At 66.9% G+C, this 15,709-nt stretch carries 14 protein-coding genes and 2 tRNA genes; 7 read left to right on the top strand and 9 right to left on the bottom strand.

Annotated elements, in window-relative coordinates; all coding sequences use genetic code 11:
• Window positions 1-54: 54 nt before the first annotated feature.
• Together QH470_RS30335 and QH470_RS30330 are read right to left on the bottom strand one after the other, a co-directional pair.
• Window positions 55-3,816, bottom strand: a complete 3,762-nt coding sequence (locus QH470_RS30335; RefSeq protein ID WP_280275796.1) for an nSTAND1 domain-containing NTPase — start codon at window positions 3,814-3,816, stop codon at window positions 55-57.
• Window positions 3,813-4,187 carry a hypothetical protein gene (locus QH470_RS30330; RefSeq protein WP_280275795.1) on the bottom strand — a complete coding sequence of 125 codons (375 nt, stop codon included), beginning with the start codon at window positions 4,185-4,187 and terminating at the stop codon, window positions 3,813-3,815. Before QH470_RS30330 ends, QH470_RS30335 begins: the two co-directional genes overlap by 4 nt.
• 176 nt (window positions 4,188-4,363) lie before the next feature.
• On the opposite strand from QH470_RS30330, the gene QH470_RS30325 reads away from it, so the two are divergent.
• Together QH470_RS30325 and QH470_RS30320 are read left to right on the top strand one after the other, a co-directional pair.
• Complete coding sequence (locus tag QH470_RS30325; protein ID WP_280275794.1) at window positions 4,364-4,768, top strand: hypothetical protein; 405 nt, start codon at window positions 4,364-4,366, stop codon at window positions 4,766-4,768.
• A 45-nt stretch (window positions 4,769-4,813) separates the two neighbouring features.
• Window positions 4,814-5,239 carry a hypothetical protein gene (locus QH470_RS30320; protein WP_280275793.1) on the top strand — a complete coding sequence of 142 codons (426 nt, stop codon included), beginning with the start codon at window positions 4,814-4,816 and terminating at the stop codon, window positions 5,237-5,239.
• Between the two features lie 290 nt (window positions 5,240-5,529).
• Here QH470_RS30320 and QH470_RS30315 read toward each other — a convergent pair whose 3' ends face one another.
• Window positions 5,530-5,943, bottom strand: a complete 414-nt coding sequence (locus QH470_RS30315; RefSeq protein WP_280275792.1) for a hypothetical protein — start codon at window positions 5,941-5,943, stop codon at window positions 5,530-5,532.
• 180 nt (window positions 5,944-6,123) lie between these two features.
• A tRNA-Lys gene (locus tag QH470_RS30310) sits at window positions 6,124-6,196 on the bottom strand.
• A 317-nt stretch (window positions 6,197-6,513) separates the two neighbouring features.
• Here QH470_RS30310 and QH470_RS30305 point away from each other — a divergent pair.
• The 3 genes from QH470_RS30305 to QH470_RS30295 all read left to right on the top strand — a co-directional run bounded on the left by QH470_RS30305 (window position 6,514) and on the right by QH470_RS30295 (window position 9,820).
• Window positions 6,514-7,725 (top strand): L,D-transpeptidase, encoded by a 1,212-nt coding sequence (locus tag QH470_RS30305; protein ID WP_280275791.1) that lies wholly within the window; start codon window positions 6,514-6,516, stop codon window positions 7,723-7,725.
• A 93-nt stretch (window positions 7,726-7,818) separates the two neighbouring features.
• The gene (locus QH470_RS30300; protein WP_280275790.1) at window positions 7,819-9,159 is read left to right on the top strand and encodes a DUF2252 domain-containing protein; all 1,341 of its coding nucleotides are present in this window, start codon (window positions 7,819-7,821) and stop codon (window positions 9,157-9,159) included.
• A gap of 139 nt (window positions 9,160-9,298) precedes the next feature.
• Complete coding sequence (locus QH470_RS30295) at window positions 9,299-9,820, top strand: hypothetical protein (protein WP_280275789.1); 522 nt, start codon at window positions 9,299-9,301, stop codon at window positions 9,818-9,820.
• Window positions 9,821-9,865: 45 nt separating this feature from the next.
• Here the strand turns inward: QH470_RS30295 and QH470_RS30290 are convergent, their stop codons facing one another.
• On the bottom strand, window positions 9,866-11,413 hold the full coding sequence (locus QH470_RS30290) for a PucR family transcriptional regulator (RefSeq protein WP_280275788.1): 1,548 nt from the start codon (window positions 11,411-11,413) through the stop codon (window positions 9,866-9,868).
• Between the two features lie 186 nt (window positions 11,414-11,599).
• On the opposite strand from QH470_RS30290, the gene QH470_RS30285 reads away from it, so the two are divergent.
• Window positions 11,600-11,935, top strand: a complete 336-nt coding sequence (locus QH470_RS30285) for a hypothetical protein (protein WP_280275787.1) — start codon at window positions 11,600-11,602, stop codon at window positions 11,933-11,935.
• Window positions 11,936-12,014: 79 nt separating this feature from the next.
• Here QH470_RS30285 and QH470_RS30280 read toward each other — a convergent pair whose 3' ends face one another.
• From QH470_RS30280 to orn, 4 genes are all read right to left on the bottom strand, one after another.
• Window positions 12,015-12,470 (bottom strand): type II toxin-antitoxin system VapC family toxin, encoded by a 456-nt coding sequence (locus QH470_RS30280; protein ID WP_280275786.1) that lies wholly within the window; start codon window positions 12,468-12,470, stop codon window positions 12,015-12,017.
• Window positions 12,460-12,726, bottom strand: coding sequence for a type II toxin-antitoxin system Phd/YefM family antitoxin (locus QH470_RS30275; RefSeq protein WP_280275785.1), 267 nt, complete (start codon window positions 12,724-12,726; stop codon window positions 12,460-12,462). The genes QH470_RS30280 and QH470_RS30275 overlap by 11 nt, the downstream gene beginning before the upstream one ends.
• Before the next feature lie 123 nt (window positions 12,727-12,849).
• A tRNA-His gene (locus QH470_RS30270) sits at window positions 12,850-12,922 on the bottom strand.
• Between the two features lie 78 nt (window positions 12,923-13,000).
• Window positions 13,001-13,591, bottom strand: a complete 591-nt coding sequence (gene orn, locus QH470_RS30265; protein WP_280275833.1) for an oligoribonuclease — start codon at window positions 13,589-13,591, stop codon at window positions 13,001-13,003.
• Between the two features lie 266 nt (window positions 13,592-13,857).
• Between orn and QH470_RS30260 the strand changes: the two genes are divergently transcribed.
• On the top strand, window positions 13,858-15,561 hold the full coding sequence (locus QH470_RS30260) for a helicase HerA-like domain-containing protein (RefSeq protein WP_280275784.1): 1,704 nt from the start codon (window positions 13,858-13,860) through the stop codon (window positions 15,559-15,561).
• Window positions 15,562-15,709: the final 148 nt, after the last annotated feature.

Below are 15,709 nucleotides of genomic sequence, written 5' to 3'. Positions count from 1 at the left end.
CCCATATGGCGTTGGACGTGTCAGGACCATGTGTAAGACATCGGCGCAGGGTGATTATGGACAGAGTTTCGTGTATGCGGGTGCGGTCGGCACGTATTTGTTCCATTGGTCGTGGGTGAAGAAGGTGGGGGCCGCTTCGCACAGCGAGATCTCGGGCCGGATTGTGAAATCGACGTCCCACAGCCGGACGGTGTTGTCCCGGTCGGCGGTGGCGAGGGTGGTTCCGTCGGGACTGAACGCCATCGACTCCACCTGGCCGGCGAGTGGTTCACCGATCGTTCGGCGGGAGCGTACGTCCCATAACCGGACGGTGCCGTCGTGGCTAACGGTGGCGAGAGTGGCCCCGTCGGGACTGAACACCACTGAGGCCACCGGGCCGGTGTAGCCGGTGAACGGCTCGCCGATCGGTTGACGGGTGCGCACGTCCCACAACCGGAGGCTGTTGACAGTGTTGTCTTCGTCGGCGATGGCGAGGGTGGCCCCGTCGGGACTGAACGCCATCGACGACACCCGGCCGGTGCGGCCAGCAAGTGGTTGACCGGTCGGCCGACGCGAGCGCACGTCCCACAATCGGACGTTGTCGAACATGTTGCTGCCGACGGTGGCCAGAGTGGTCCCGTCGCGACTGAACGCCACCAAGGGTGACGTGCCGGTATCACCGATAGGCGGGGAATCGATCGGCTTTCGGGAATGCACGTCCCACAGCCGAACAGGGCCGTCGGCGCTCGCTGCGGCGAGAGTGGTCCCGTTGCGATTGAACACTATCGAGGACACCGCCCCCTCGGTGCGGCCCGTGAGCGGGTCACCGATCGGTGTTCGGGAGTGTGCATCCCACAATCGGACGGTGCCGTCGCTGTCGCCGGTCGCGAGGGTGGCCCTGTCGGGACTGAACACCAGTGAGGACACCGAGCCGGTGAGGGGTTCGCCGATGGGTTGTCGGGAGCGCACGTCCCACAGCCGGACGGCGCCGTCATTGCTGCCGACTGCGAGGGTTGTCCCGTCGGGACCGAACGAGTACACCTCGCCGGCGTCGTTGGTGAAGGGTTCGCCGATGGGTCGCCGGGAGTGCATGTTCCATAGTCGGACGGTGTTGTCCCAGCCTGCTGTGGCCAGGTCGGTGCCGTCGGGACTGAACGCTAACGAGGACACCAGGCTGGTGTGGCCGGTGAGGGGTTCGCCGATGGGTCGCCGGGAGCGCGTGTTCCATAGTCGGACGGTGTTGTCCCAGCCTGCTGTGGCCAGGTCGGTGCCGTCGGGACTGAACGCCACCGACGACACTGGGCCGGTATGGCCGGTGAGGGGTTCACCGATCGGCTGCCGAGTGGGCACATCCCACAATCGGATGGTGTGGTCCTGGCCGCCGGTGGCCAGGCTGGCGCCGTCGGGACTGAACGCCACCGACGACACTGGGCCGGTGTGGCCGGTGAGGGGTTCGCCGATCGGCTGATGGGAGCGTGCGTCCCACAGCCGGACGGTGCCGTCGGCGCCGCCAGTGGCCAGAGTGGTCCCCTCGTTACTGAATGCCACCGAAAGTACGATCCCGGTGTGACCGGTGAGTGGTCCGCCGTTCGGTTGCCGGGAGCGCACGTCCCACAGCCGGACAGTGCCGTCGGCACTGCTGGTGGCGAGAGTGCCACCGTCATGGCTGAACGCCACCGAGTACACCGAGCGGTTGTTGCCGCTGAGTAGTTCGCCGATGGGTTGTCGGGAGTGTGCGTTCCACAGCCGGACGGTGCCGTCGGCACCGCCGGCCGCAAGGATGGTCCCCTCGGGACCGAACGCCACCGAGGACATTACGCGGTTGCTGGTGAGTGGTTCGCCGACCGGTTTCCGGGAGCGCACGTCCCACAATCGGACGGTGTCGTCGTTGCTGGCGGTGGCGAGGGTGGCGCCGTCAGGACTGAACGCTACCGAGGACACCTGGCCGGGTACGGGGAGCTTGGCTGTGGCCGGGTTGCCGGCGGCGAGGAGCAGGGCGTGGCGGGTCTCGGGGCCGGGAGCGATCCTCCACGCGGCCAGGGCGGTTACTCGGGAGCCGTCGGGGTCGGTGGGGGCAAGTTGTTCGCTGCGGCTGACCAGTTCGGCAGCTACGGCCTGGTCGCGTTGGCGTGCGAACCGGACGCTGGCGCGGACCGCGACAAGGGTGGCGGCGGTGAGTGCGACAACCAGGAACATCAATACCCCGACGGCCGCGTAGCGTTGCCTGCTGCGTCGGCGCTGAGCCCGGATGCCCGCGGCGAGGAACTGTTGCTCGCTGTCGCCGAGGGGTGGGTAGCGAGCTGGATCGGCCGCGACGTGATCCGCCGCGGCGGTGGCCGAGTCGAGGATCCTGCCGGAGTACAGGTGTGCAGCGTCTCGGTCCTGGCGTTCCCATTCGGCCGCCGCGGTACGCAGCCGCGCACACACCGCTCGGTTCTCGCGTGTTTCGGCCAGCCAGGTGTCGCGCAGCAGCGGCCACGTCGACAACAACACCTCATGGCTGATCTCGACGGTCTCGGCGCCGAGGGTCAGCAGTCGCTCGCCGGCGAACGCCGCAAGTACCGCGTCGACGTCGTTGTCGTCGACCCCACGCCAGGACAGATCGCGGCGCTGGACCCGGTCGGCGGTGTCGGCGCCGTCGGTTCCGGCGATCACCAGCCGGGTGAACACCCGCCGCGCGACGCTTTGCTGCGACTGGGTCAGTGAGCTGTAAGCACGATGAGCGCTGTCGGCCACCGCGCCTTCCAAGCCGCCGCTGCGTTCGTAGGCGCCGATGGTCATCGGGCCCGCGGCCCGCAGGCGCCAGGTTCGGTCCAGTGCATAGGACAACAACGGCAGTACCCCTGCCACCGACCGCTCCGTTACCGATGCGGTGGAATCGGCGACACGGGTGCGTATTTCACGTAGCAGTTGGTCGGTGAGATCGTCATCGACGCGGGAGCCTGCTTGTTTGGCCGGCTCGGTAATCGCCATCCGCAGCTGGCGCTCGGTCATCGCGGTCACCAGATAGTGGTGCTGGACCGCATCGATCAGTTCTTCGTAGTCGCCGCAGCCGGCCTCGAAATCGGCGCGAACCACTAGAACCACCAGCACCGTGGTTTCCGCGTGCCTGGTCGTGGCCGCCGCGTGTAGTGCTGTGATGAACGCCTGGCGTTGCGTAGGGTCCGGGCACTGGGTGAACACCTGCTCGAATTGGTCGACAATCAAGATCAGCCCGCCACCGTCGCCGGACTCGGGCGTGGACAATCTGCGGGCGGCTTGGGCGGCGGTCACGGCGAATCCCGCTGGATCCGTATGCAATTCGCGGCGTACTGTCGTCGCGTCCAGGTCGGCAAGTTGCGCGGTGGCGATCGCTAGTTCGTCGAGCGGAGAGTGCCCGGCGGTGAGCAGCAGGCACGGCCACGCGTGTGCCTGCGGCGCCCCCTTCAAGCCCTCCCGGTGGATGCGAGAGATGACACCGGCACGAACCAGCGACGACTTTCCCGCCCCCGACACTCCGGTGACTATGAGAATCCCGGCCTGCTTCAGACGCCGGGAAAGCCGTTGCCGCACTTCGTCGATCGCGGAGTCACGACCGTAGAAGAACGGCGCGTCCCGCTCGGAAAACCAGCCCAACCCTCGATACGGCGACTCGACCTCGCCGGTGAACCCGATCAACGGCGCCGGCGCTACCCCATCGCTCCACGTTCCGTGGTAGCTGTAGATCACCTGCGTGTTGTGATCACCGATCTGCACACCCTGTGCGTGGCGGGCATCCACCGCCCGGCCGGAACCAGTACCCGCATCGCCGCCCGGACCAGCTACGTCGGTACCGGTCTCGCGACCGTCACTGGTCATCCGAACGTGTTGTGCTGGTTGCTGTAATCGCCGATCTGCACACCCTGCGCATGGCGCAGATCAATCCTGCTGCGGGCCTGTTCGACGCGCTCGGGCGGCACCTTCGACAGCAGAGTCTCCGCGATCGAGCGCAGCTCACCGTCCTCGGCCGAACGACGCAGCCGCAGCGTGTCCTCGAGGTCGCCGACATTGCCGCCCGGCACTGCCTCGTTCGCCTCGATCACCGCAACGGCACCGGAATTATCACCGCCACCGGTGAGCCGATCACGCAACGCCGTATACGCGTCGCGAACCGTCGCGGATGCGGCATCCTTACCCCCGGCAGCGGCACCGGCGATCAACGCCGTCGTGATGATGGTCAACGGATCCACCTGCGCTCCCTCCCTGACACTGTTCAGGCAAGGTAACACAACCATGCGGCCGCAGACACTCGGAAACATCGAATTACCTTGCCAGGCAATATAAGTCAGAAAGCACCCGGATTCGCTGGCTGTTCGGTGGCTTCGGGTTGCCCGGACGCGTGCGGGTCGGCCCGGGTCAGGGGTTGGTGGCAGCTCGGTTCGGGGTGGGAGTTGTCTACGACATCACACCCGGCGACGAATCCAAGTGGATCAGACTGCGCGACAATGGAACCGGCACCACCCTCGCCGTCGAAGAGATCACCAGCGACGCCATCGACGGCACCCGCGAAATAGAGGTGAGCGTGGACGACTTCGAAGCCACCAACACCCTGCTCGAGATGCTCGGCTTCACCGCCAAGTCCTACCAGGAAACCCAGCGCGTCAGATTCACCCTCGACGGTGCACAACTCGAACTCGACACCTGGCCGCGCATCCCGCCCTACCTGAAATCGAAGCAGCTACCAAGGCCGACGATGAATTGCGTTCAATGCAACACTACGCACCGTCGCGATGAAGGCTTCGTCGCAGGTAGAGAGCAATTGATGCCGTAGCGCATTGCCCTGAAAGTTGGGCCTAGCTGGTGTATATATCAGTTCATGACCATGTTTCGGGGGAGCATCTACATCTACGGCACAATAGACGATGCTGTTTGGCTCGTAGCTATCTATGCCAAGCATATGGCGCTCGAGATCGGTGGCGAGGCGGCGCACTTCTCTATGAAGGAAGACTGGTTCGATTCTTTCAAGCTGGTGTCGCAGTGGTTGGAATACAACGAGGACCTCACCACGGACGACTTGCCGGAACATAGAAAAGTTCTGGAGATCAGTTGTGTTTTCGACTCGCTGACGAAACTGGAGCCGGACAGATTCATCGAAAATACGATCGATGCCGCACTGGCGGACTTCTATCGATACGGTGGGCGCCCGAATCTCGGTGATCCCACTTCCATCCCCTGGGCCAGTTCGTCCGATGAACTCGGCGAAGAAGAGGTCGAGCGTTTCCGGAGGCAATTTCCGGCGTGATCGATTAGTTTGCGAACACCACTCTCGACGTATCGGCCCCGAGCCCTCGCCAATAGCGGAGAATAACGCCCCGCGTGCGATGCCGATGGGCGTGGTTCCGAGAACACATGGCACCCGTCGTCGACCTTCGCCGAATGCCTCTATCTCCGCCACGGCTTCCGCCGCGCGGGGATGACCGGGGCCATTTTCCCGACAAGCGCTGGTCGGCGCAGGGTGGGGACATATGCGGAGGCGAGGCACCGTCGCCACAATGGAAGGGTCAGTGGCGACGGCACCGCGCTGCGGTGGTGCTAGAACATGGCCAGGTCGGGCGGGGCGAGGTAGGGATCTTGGGTGCGCCAGGCGAGGAAGCCGCGGATTTCGGGGATGTCGCTGATGGCGGTGGTTTGCAGGGTGAATGCGAAGGGTTCGCGCGCGGTGGGGCAGCGCAGGCGGAGGGGGCGCTGTTCGTCACGGCCGTAGGCGACGTCGATGCTGGTGTTCATGTGGTGGGTGAACAGCGGGTTGAGCGAGAGCTGGTGGTAGAGGCGGATCACCTCAGGGCTGGTGCGGTAGCGGGCGATCGTGCCGCGGAGCATGCCGACGAGCCATCGTCCTTCGCCCACGGGCTCGGCGAGTAGCGGTGCGGCCGGCGAGGGCGCGGGAGCGGGCGGCAGCGCCCATCGCGCGACGTTGCAGCTGGGACATTCCCGTGAGGGCGTCACCGAGCGGCACTACATCGCTTCCCCGGTGCAAGCGCCGGATTCATCGGCCGTGCTGGAGCTGGGGCTTGGCACGACCAGGTGAAGGAATGTTTGGTGCCGAATTCTTGGCATAGTCTTGGCGATTGCCCGACCGGACAGGTCATGCGCATCCATGCGTAGGCCCTGACCTGGTATTTTAGGTGCGCCATCAGGGACTCGAACCCCGAACCCGCTGATTAAGAGTCAGCTGCTCTGCCAATTGAGCTAATGGCGCTGGTGCGTGGCCCGGTGGCGGGGCCCTGGGGGCTCCGTTCCGGTGCGGGGAAAACCATAACAGGCGGGTGTGGGGAAAGTGAAATCGCCTGTTCAGTGGGGGTGGGGAGGGAATGTGTCGCCGGTTGTTAACGGATGGGGGCCGGGAACGGATGAAGGGGCAGACCATGCGGCGGGCCCGCCGTGTTTGCGCGTTTCGGGCCCTTCCAGCTGGCAGAATAGGCGGGGCGTGGTCTCGACCGATCCCCGCGAGCGTGGTGGGTTGAGCAGCATGCCGGGGCGGCCCGGCGGCGCCGAGAACATGAAACGGGGTTGGACATGGGTATATGGCGGGGTCGACGGCGGTCGAGGACGATGCTGGGGGCAGTGGCGATACTGTCCGTGCTGGGGCTGGCGGCCACCGCGTGCAGCAATTCGGGCGCCGACGGCACGAAGGCCGCGATCGAGCCCAACCCCGTGGCCGACCTCATCAAACCCAAGCTCGTGGTGCCGGTCAAGGACGGCGAGGCGGGGGTGTCCCCGGGCGTGCCGCTGCAACTCCGCGCCGAGGACGGCAAGCTCGCCTCGGTGACGCTGGTCAATCCGGAGGGCGTCCAGGTGCCGGGGCAGGTCGCGCCGGACGGGCAGTCCTGGCAGGTGGGCGAGCAACTCGGCTTCGGCCGCACCTACCGGTTGCAGGCGGAGGCGGTCGGGCTGGGCGGCAAGACCTCGACCGCGCTGAGCTTCACGACGCTGTCGCCGCGCAACCGCACGCACCCGTGGCTGCTGCCGGGTGAGAACGAGGTGGTCGGCATCGGCCAGCCGGTGGCCGTGCAGTTCGACGAGAACATCCCGGATCGGCGCGCCGCGCAGGAAGCGATCAAGATCACGACGAATCCGCCGGTGGAGGGCGCCTTCTACTGGGTGAACAACCGCGAGGTGCGGTGGCGGCCCGAGCACTTCTGGGCGGCGGGCACGCGGGTCAACGTCGACGTCAACACCTACGGCAAGAATCTCGGCAACGGCCTGATCGGCGACAGCGACATCCACTCCGCGTTCACGATCGGCGAGCCGACCGTCTTCACCGCCGACGACAACACCAAGACGGTGGTCGTGGAGCGCAACGGAGAGGTGATCCGCAGCATGCCGACCTCGATGGGCAAGGCGTCCGCGCCCACGAACAACGGCATCTACATCATCAGCGACCGGTTCGACCACATCATCATGGATTCCTCCACCTACGGCGTCTCGGCGACCGGTCCCGACGGCTATCGCACACCCGTCGACTACGCGACCCGGATGTCCTACAGTGGCATCTTCATGCACTCCGCCCCGTGGTCACTGGGCGCGCAGGGCTACTCGAACACCAGCCACGGCTGCCTGAATCTCAGTCCCGTCGACGCGCGCTGGGTCTACGAGAACGCCAAACGCGGCGATATCGCCATCGTGAAGAACACGGTGGGCGACACGCTGTCGGGCATCGACGGGCTGGGCGACTGGAACATCCCGTGGTCGGAGTGGAGGGCGGGCAACGCCGACGGCAGTTGGTGACGATGTGATCCCGGCGATGCCCGAGCCGCTGCGCGGAACCCGCTTCGCCCGCCCGCACGTTGACCGTGCGACGGCAGACAGCGAGGAGCGGGCATGTTCGACCAGTGGCTGGATCCGGAGGAGGCGTACGCCCGCGGCCGCGCGCTGCGGGAGGACGACGATCACAGCGAACATCGGGAACTCGCGCTGCCCGACGACCGTCCGTCGATCGTCGATTTCGTGCACGCGAGCAATGCCGATCGGGTACCTGAGCTGATACCGCTGCGGGTCGGGCGCATGCTCGAGTCGCCGTTCGCGTTCTTCCGCGGCAGCGCCGCCCTGATGGCCGATGACCTCGCCGTGACGCCCAGCAGTGGCCTCACCGCGCAGTTGTGCGGCGACGCGCACGCGGCGAACTTCGGGCTGTACGGCACTTCCGACGGTCGAATCGTCATGGATATCAACGACTTCGACGAGACCGCGCCGGGCCCGTGGGAGTGGGACCTGAAGCGACTGGCCGCCAGCCTGGTGCTGGCGGGCCGGGTGGGCGGAGTGTCGGAGAACGGCTGTCGCGAGGCCGCGCACGACGCCGCCCGCAGCTACCGCCGCACCATCGACCACCTGGCGCGGCTGCCGTTCCTGGAATCGTGGACGGCGCTGGGCGACGAGTCGGTGATCGACCGCGTCGAGGCCGACGAACTGCTCGACGACTTCGCCAAGGCCGCCGGGAAGGCGAAGAAGAACACCAGCGCGAAGATCGCGGCGAAGACGACGAGCGCCGAGGGCGGGCAGTGGCGATTCGTCGCCGACCCGCCCGTGCTGACCGAGGTGCCCGACGCGACGGCCGATGAGGTCGTCGCCGCACTGGACGATTACGTGGACACCCTCCGCGAGTCGCGGGCGCATCTGGTGCGGCGGTACACGGCGTGCGACGTGGCGTTCCGGGTGGTCGGCACGGGCAGCGTCGGACTGCGCAACTATCTGATCCTGTTGCGCGGCAACGGCGACGAGGCTTTGGTGCTACAGGCCAAGCAGGCCCGGCCGAGCGCGTTGCAGCAGGCGCTGGGCCTCGCACCGGTGCCGCACGAGGGCCGGCGGATCGTGAACGGCGCGCGGCTGGTGCAGGCCGAGACCGACATTCTGCTGGGTTGGGCGACGATCGGCGAGCGCCCGTACATCGTGCGGCAGTTCCGAAATCGCAAGGGCTCCATCGAGGTCACGGAGCTGAAGCGCGACCATCTCGACGACTACGGCCGCCTCGCGGGCGCTCTGCTGGCCCGCGCGCACAGCCGCTCCATCGACCCGCGCATCCTGGCCGGTTACTGCGCGGACGGCGACAAGATGGACCCGGCCTATGCCCGCTACGCCCTCGATTACGCCGACCGCACCGAGGCCGACCACGAGGAGTTGGTTCGCGCGGTGAAAGCCGGTGCGCTCCCGGCCGAGGAGGACTGACGGATTCCGGTTCACCGCTGAATCCTGTCGCGTCGCAAGCTTTCCCGGTACTGGCTACCTGATGTCCGATGAACCTCGCGCCGACCGCGGGTAGGGTTCATGCGGCCGGAATCGGTTGCGGAGCACAGGGAGGGTGACGATGTCGGACGCCTCGGTCGAGGTGCTGTTGGACGACTTCGAGGACAAGGGGAAGTGGGAGATCACCGGCGACGGGGCGAGCCGTACGCATCTGACCACGTTCGCCGAGGGAGCGCCCGCCAAGCGGCCCGGCGTCTACAGCGACGGCGCCGCGGGGGCTGATCACCGGGCGTTGGTCCTGCTGGTTCGTTTGGCGACCGACGGGCTGGAGGTCGAGTTGGTGGCCAAGCCGGGCCGGGCGCTCGCGATCGCCGGGCAGCTGGACGCGGTGAACCTGTGGGTGCGTTCGCCGCACGCCTCGATCGACGTGTACGCGCGGATCGGGATCGCGGAGGAGTCGCGGGATCTGTTGCTGGGCAACGTCTCCGCGCACAGCGAATGGCAGCGCGTGCAGCACCGGGCGGAGTCCGCGTTCACCGGTGCCGAATTGCTCGGTCTGCGGGTGCGGCTCACGGAGGTGGTCAAGCGACAGGGTGAGGTCATGATCCTGCTCGACGACCTTACGGCCCACACGACATCGTAATCCGTTGTGCTGCAGGGGTTTCGACCGCACGCAGGCGCGGTCGTCCTACTCCGAAGGAGAGTCGGGGGAGCGGACCGACAGCGCGATCAGCATGGCGACGCGCTGTTGGGGATCGTTCAGGTGCAGCGGGACGATCCGGCTCATCTGGTTGATGCGGTTGCGCACGGTGTTGGGGTGGACATCCAACATCTTTGCGGCCGCGGACAATTCGCCGTGCGCCTCCAGCCACGATTTCAGTGTCGGGAGGTAGTGCGTGTCGTTGCGGGCGTCGTAATCCGCCAGTTGCGCGACCGGATCCCGCGCGGGCAGACGGCCTTTCGACGCCACCGACTTCAACCGCTGAATCAGTACCCGGTCCCACGCGGTGTCGTAACAGACCGGCACCGGGTCACCGGAACTCATGTGCAGTGCCATGCACTCGTCGGCCTCCTGACGGCTCGCCGCGACCTCGCGCAGATTCGCGGGCCCGCCGATCCCGGCGAATATCTCGATGTGCGCGGGCAGCCCGGCGGCCAGATCTCGGACCCAGCGATAGGCCTGTGCCGGATCGTCCCCGGTCGGCAGCAGGGTGTAGACCGTGTTGCCGAACAGCGTGCTGCGTCCGACCCGGGACCAGCCGAACCCGGTGGTGGCTCGTTCGAAGGCGAGCAGAATCCCGGCGTGCCGCTCCAGTTCCGTGTGCGCTTGCAGTGCGATCACGCGCAGGTGCTCGGCCGGTATGCCGAGTTTGCCGGCGACCGCCTCGTCGTCCGGGCTGCCCTCCAAAAGCTGGATCACCAGTTCGGATTCGACCTGCCGCTCCAGATCGGCGCTGACCCGGGACCGCAGCAGATGCAGTGCGACCGTGCGGGCGCCGTCCTCCAGGATCCGCGACTGGGTGGGGGAGAGGGGGTCCTCCGACGAGATCCACAGCGATCCCAGCAGTTCGCGTCCGGTCCGGACGGCCGCCACCGTGCGTCCCCGCAGTCCGTGCTCGGGTGACGGCGGAATGTGGAACGGGGCGTCGGTGCGCGCCAGGTGGTCGAACACGCCCTGGTGTTCGAGTAGGCCGCGTACGTGGTCCGGCATGCGACGGCCGAGGATAGTGTCTAATCGGACCGGATCGGTGTCGTGAGGCGTACTCGAATACGCCATCACCCGGCACAGCTGGTCCTCGATCGTCACGGGGGCGTCGAGGGTGGCGGCGAGCGTGTCGGCGAGGGCGAACAGGTCGCTCGGCCCCCGGCCCGATTCGGTCTCGCGGCCCTCGAGCACCAATCCGTAGACCACCGACGCGATCTGGCTCCACGACACCGCCGGGTCCGCGAGAAGTAATGCGGTACCGGCCTTTTCGAGCGTGTCGATGAGAGTTCGGCTGGGCTGCTCGGTGGTCCGGGCGACGACGAGCATGGCCCGCGTGCGCGCGGCCAGTGCGACGGCCTCCTGCAGATCGGCGATGCCCACGGCGAGGAAAACGTCCCCGACGGCGGAGTGCGGGCGCACCGGGTCGTGCACCGTCACGCTGTGCAGCTCGGTGTCGCGCGCCGCCGCGTGCCCGTGCAGCCGGGTGCCGTACCTGCCCAGGATGTTGATCAGGCGATCCAACTTGACCATCGCTACCGACCGCTACTCCTGCTGCACGAACTCACACTGCCTCCGGTGACTGTACGGCATCCCCAACGACACTCTGGCAGATTGTGCGAATCGGACAATCTCATCCGGTCGCCGGTGGGTCACTCTGAACGTGGAGGTCGGCAAGTGCGCCGCATCGCGGTCGATCGAAAAAGGTGAGGGCAGAGAATGTATTCGTCACAACTGCTACAGCTCGTCGGTGTGGCAGCCGCATTCTCGTATGTGGCCTGGCTCGTTGTCACTTCGCGACAAGTGTCGCGCCGCCGCTGTGAACTCTGCGGCCACCTCTACGTGGCCCACGACCCGACCGTGGGGGTGTGCCGCGGCCGGGCGAGCACCGTCCCCGGCGTCGGCCCCGACGACTGGACCCTGTGCGCCTACGACCTCCGCTGCCGCTGCCGCGGCTTCATCACCCTCGCCGACGACATCGGTGTCGACCCGGGAGACGAAACAAGCCCGAGTCAGCGGATCGACCGGCCGACCCGGGCGGCTCAGGGCGGCTGACACCGCAGTTCAGCCCAGGACCGACCTGCATCGTTCTGCCCCAGCTGCAAAAGCGGAAGGGCGTTGTAACCGGTCGAGTTCAGTGTGCCGGGCGCTTGATGCTGATGATGGTGAGTAGTTTGTCGAGGCCTTGATAGTCGGCCGGATTGGTGGTGTACAGCGGGAGACTGTTGGCAATTGCGATGGCTGCGATCATCTGGTCGGCGAGTCGGCGTCGCGGTTTGCGACCTGCGGCGATGACGGCCGCGGCAATGCGGCCGTAGATGCGGGCGGCTTCGGCGTCGAACGGTATCGGGTCGAATTCGTTCTCGACGCGTTGCAGGATCTCCAGCCTGCGGGCGCGCTCCTCGTGCTCGTCGTAGTCCTTCTGTTCGGTATTGCTGCGGACCTCATGCGGCCCGGCGGACAGCTCTGCGAGGGTGATTGCGCTGATCGCCATCCTGGCGGGCAGTTCGGCTGCGTCGATCCACTGCCGCAGGATGATGATATTCGTGTCGAGCAGGCCTGCGTCTGCGAGCGCTGGATCAACGCTCATATGCGTCGTCCGCGTCGTGCTCGAGTGCGATGTGTTGGTCGGCGCGGAAGGTTGTGAGGTCGATCGAGGGCGCGTTGCGGGACATGGCCGCGAACTCTTCTTGGGTGACGAAGCGGCGTTTGCGGCGCAGCGGAATCAACTCGCCGATCTCGTGTCCGTCGCGGGTGACCGTGAAGGACTGACCGTGCTGGACCGCGTCCATGATCTCCTTGGACCGGTTGCGTAGGTCGCGCTGGGTGATTTCAGGATGGGCCATAATGCCCAGTGTACGCGCTGTAGCACCAGGTGCCACCGCGTGCTTGGTGGAAGTAGGGACCGCGGGAATTCCACGAAAACAGGTCAGGTCCGGTCGATTGACCGGACCTGACCTGATCTTCAGGGTGGCTGACGGGACTCGAACCCGCGACAGCCAGGATCACAACCTGGTGCTCTACCAACTGAACTACAGCCACCATTGCCGGTTGGCACCGGCGGGCTAGATCGTATCGCGTACCTTGGTGAAGCGCCTAATCGGGGCGGTGAGCTGGGGTTTATTGAGGGGAGAGGAGGTCGGCGGCGACTGCGGCGATGTCGGCTGTGGCCGGGCCGGGGGCGGGGACGAAGGCGGTGCGGCGGTAGTACTCGAGTTCGCGGATGGATTCCTTGATGTCGGCCAGGGCGCGGTGGGCGAGGCCCTTCTCGGGCTGGCCGAAGTAGATGCGCGGGTACCAGCGGCGGCACAGCTCTTTGATGGAGCTGACGTCGACCATGCGGTAGTGCAGATGGGCGTCGAGGTCTGGCATGTCGCGGGCGATGAAGCCGCGGTCGGTGGCGATGGAATTGCCGGCCAGCGGGACGGTGCGGGGCGTGGGCACGTACTGCTTGACGTAGTCGAGCACCTGGCGCTCGGCCTCGGCCATGGTGACCGTGGAGCGGCGAACCTCCTCGGTGAGGCCGGACCGGGCGTGCATCTCCTGGACCACCGGCGGCATGGCGGCCAGCGCGGCGTCGTCGGCGTGGATGACGATGTCGACACCGTCACCGAGAATATTGAGATCGCTGTCGGTCACCAGCGCGGCGACCTCGATCAGCTTGTCGCTGTCCAGCCGCAGGCCGGTCATCTCGCAATCCATCCACACCATGTATTTCTCCGACACCCGGTCGACACTACAGCGCGGTCGGCGGCCGTTCGGCGAACCGGCGGCCGGTGCGTGGGATCGGCCGGTACTGCCGTACGGGCCGCCGCAATGCGGGACCGGATGTGGCACGACTGTGTCGCCGTGAAGTTGCTGTGCACGGGTTGCTCCCGCGCAGTGGTACTGAGGGATATGGTTTGCGCAGATCCGCGCTTTGGTCAGGCGGTCGGCAATGTTGGCGGGAAGTTGGCAGGGCAGACGGAGGATCGGTGATGACAACCCCTCAGGAGAAGGCCGCGGCGGCGCGTCAGGCGGCTGCGGAGGCGGCGCGGGTCGCTGCGGAGGCGGCGGCCGCGGCGGAGGCCGCTGAGCGCGAGGCGACAGATGCGGAGGGTCAGGAGCAGGACGCGGAACTCTCGGCTGCCGCTTCCGGCGATGCGAAAAGCTCTGCGCCGCAAATGGAATCCGGCAATACGGTCGCGCAGGAGATCGCGGCGGGATACGCCTTCGAGGGTGCCGCGCTGGAGCTGGGGACCGTCGTGGTAGGCGAATCCGTGGATCCGGCTGCGCGCGTGCGCATTCCGCTGCGGATGATGAACCGGCACGGTCTGGTCGCGGGCGCCACGGGTACCGGTAAGACGAAGACGTTGCAGGGCATCGCCGAACAGCTGTCCGCCGCCGGGGTGCCGGTGGTGTTGGCCGACGTGAAGGGTGACCTATCGGGACTGTCGCGGCCCGGGGCGCCCGGCGACAAGGTTGCTGCGCGGGCCCGGGAAACCGGCGATAGCGAGTGGGCCCCAGCGGGTTACCCGACCGAGTTCGTCTCCCTGGGCACCGAGGGTATCGGGGTGCCGATTCGTGCCGCCATCACGTCGTTCGGTCCGGTGTTGCTGTCGAAGGTGCTGGGGCTCAACGAGACTCAGGAATCGACGCTCGGCCTGATCTTCCACTGGGCCGACCGGCAGGGGCTCGCGCTGCTGGATCTCAAGGACCTGCGGTCGGTGATTCAGCACCTGACCAGTCCGGAGGGCAAGGAGGATCTGAAGGGCATCGGCGGCGTCTCGGCCGCTACCGCGGGTGTGATCCTGCGGTCGCTGGTGAATCTGGAGAACGACGGCGGTGACACCTTCTTCGGCGAGCCGGAATTGGACCCGGCCGATCTGCTGCGCACGGTCGACGGGCGGGGCGTGATCACGCTGTTCGAGCTGGGTGCGCAGTCGTCGCGGCCGGTGCTGTTCTCCACCTTCCTGATGTGGGTGCTGGCCGATCTGTTCCAGACGCTGCCCGAGATCGGCGACATCGACAAGCCCAAGCTGGTCTTCATCTTCGACGAGGCGCATCTGCTGTTCAATGACGCGTCGAAGGCCTTCCTGGATCAGGTGGAGCAGACCGTGAAGCTGATCCGGTCCAAGGGTGTCGGCGTATTCTTCTGCACGCAGTTGCCGACCGATGTGCCGAATCAGGTGCTGTCGCAACTGGGTGCGCGGATACAGCACGCGCTGCGCGCCTTCACCCCGGAGGACCAGAAGGCGCTCACCAAGACCGTGCGCACCTACCCGAAGACCAGCGCCTACGACCTGGAGCAGGCGCTGACCACATTGGGTATCGGCGAGGCGGTGGTGACAGTGCTCTCGGAGAAGGGTGCGCCGACCCCGGTGGCCTGGACGCGGCTGCGCCCGCCGCGGTCGCTGATGGATACCATCGGGGAGGACGATATTCGCGCGGCCGCGCAGGGTAGTGAGTTGCACTCGAAGTACGGCGAGACCATCGATCGGGAATCGGCGTACGAACGTCTCGCCGCGAAAGTGGCTGCGGCGGAACCGGAACCGGAGCCCGAGCGCCGGCCCTCGAAACCCGAGGAGTCGGCGGCCGACCGGATCATGAAGAACCCCGCGGTCAAGGGATTCCTCCGCTCCGCCGCCACCGCCGCGGGGCGCGAGATCAGCCGAAGTATTTTCGGGACTCGGCGGCGGTGACCCTGTCTTGGGGGGGGCGGGGGGGGGGGGCGGGGGTGGGGGGGTGGCGGGGGGGGGGGGGGGGGGGGGGGGGGGGGGGCCGGCCCGCGCGCCCCCCGCCCCGCGCGCCCCCGATCGTTGGGAGGTCGTGGTGGGCGCGGAGCTCCGG

Origin of the sequence: Nocardia wallacei (genome assembly GCF_029868745.1) — a bacterium.
Lineage (GTDB): Bacteria > Actinomycetota > Actinomycetes > Mycobacteriales > Mycobacteriaceae > Nocardia > Nocardia wallacei_B.
The sequence above is the reverse complement of the archived record's forward strand: the minus strand, read 5'-3'. Positions and strand labels throughout refer to the sequence as shown.

Coding starts and splice junctions, on each gene's coding strand:
- QH470_RS30335 (WP_280275796.1), bottom strand. CDS start 3,816: ATGACCAGTGACGGTCGCGAGACCGGTACCGACGTAGCTGGTCCGGGC.
- QH470_RS30320 (WP_280275793.1), top strand. CDS start 4,814: ATGACCATGTTTCGGGGGAGCATCTACATCTACGGCACAATAGACGAT.
- QH470_RS30305 (WP_280275791.1), top strand. CDS start 6,514: ATGGGTATATGGCGGGGTCGACGGCGGTCGAGGACGATGCTGGGGGCA.
- QH470_RS30300 (WP_280275790.1), top strand. CDS start 7,819: ATGTTCGACCAGTGGCTGGATCCGGAGGAGGCGTACGCCCGCGGCCGC.
- QH470_RS30295 (WP_280275789.1), top strand. CDS start 9,299: ATGTCGGACGCCTCGGTCGAGGTGCTGTTGGACGACTTCGAGGACAAG.
- QH470_RS30290 (WP_280275788.1), bottom strand. CDS start 11,413: ATGGTCAAGTTGGATCGCCTGATCAACATCCTGGGCAGGTACGGCACC.
- QH470_RS30285 (WP_280275787.1), top strand. CDS start 11,600: ATGTATTCGTCACAACTGCTACAGCTCGTCGGTGTGGCAGCCGCATTC.
- QH470_RS30280 (WP_280275786.1), bottom strand. CDS start 12,470: ATGAGCGTTGATCCAGCGCTCGCAGACGCAGGCCTGCTCGACACGAAT.
- QH470_RS30275 (WP_280275785.1), bottom strand. CDS start 12,726: ATGGCCCATCCTGAAATCACCCAGCGCGACCTACGCAACCGGTCCAAG.
- orn (WP_280275833.1), bottom strand. CDS start 13,591: ATGGTGTGGATGGATTGCGAGATGACCGGCCTGCGGCTGGACAGCGAC.
- QH470_RS30260 (WP_280275784.1), top strand. CDS start 13,858: ATGACAACCCCTCAGGAGAAGGCCGCGGCGGCGCGTCAGGCGGCTGCG.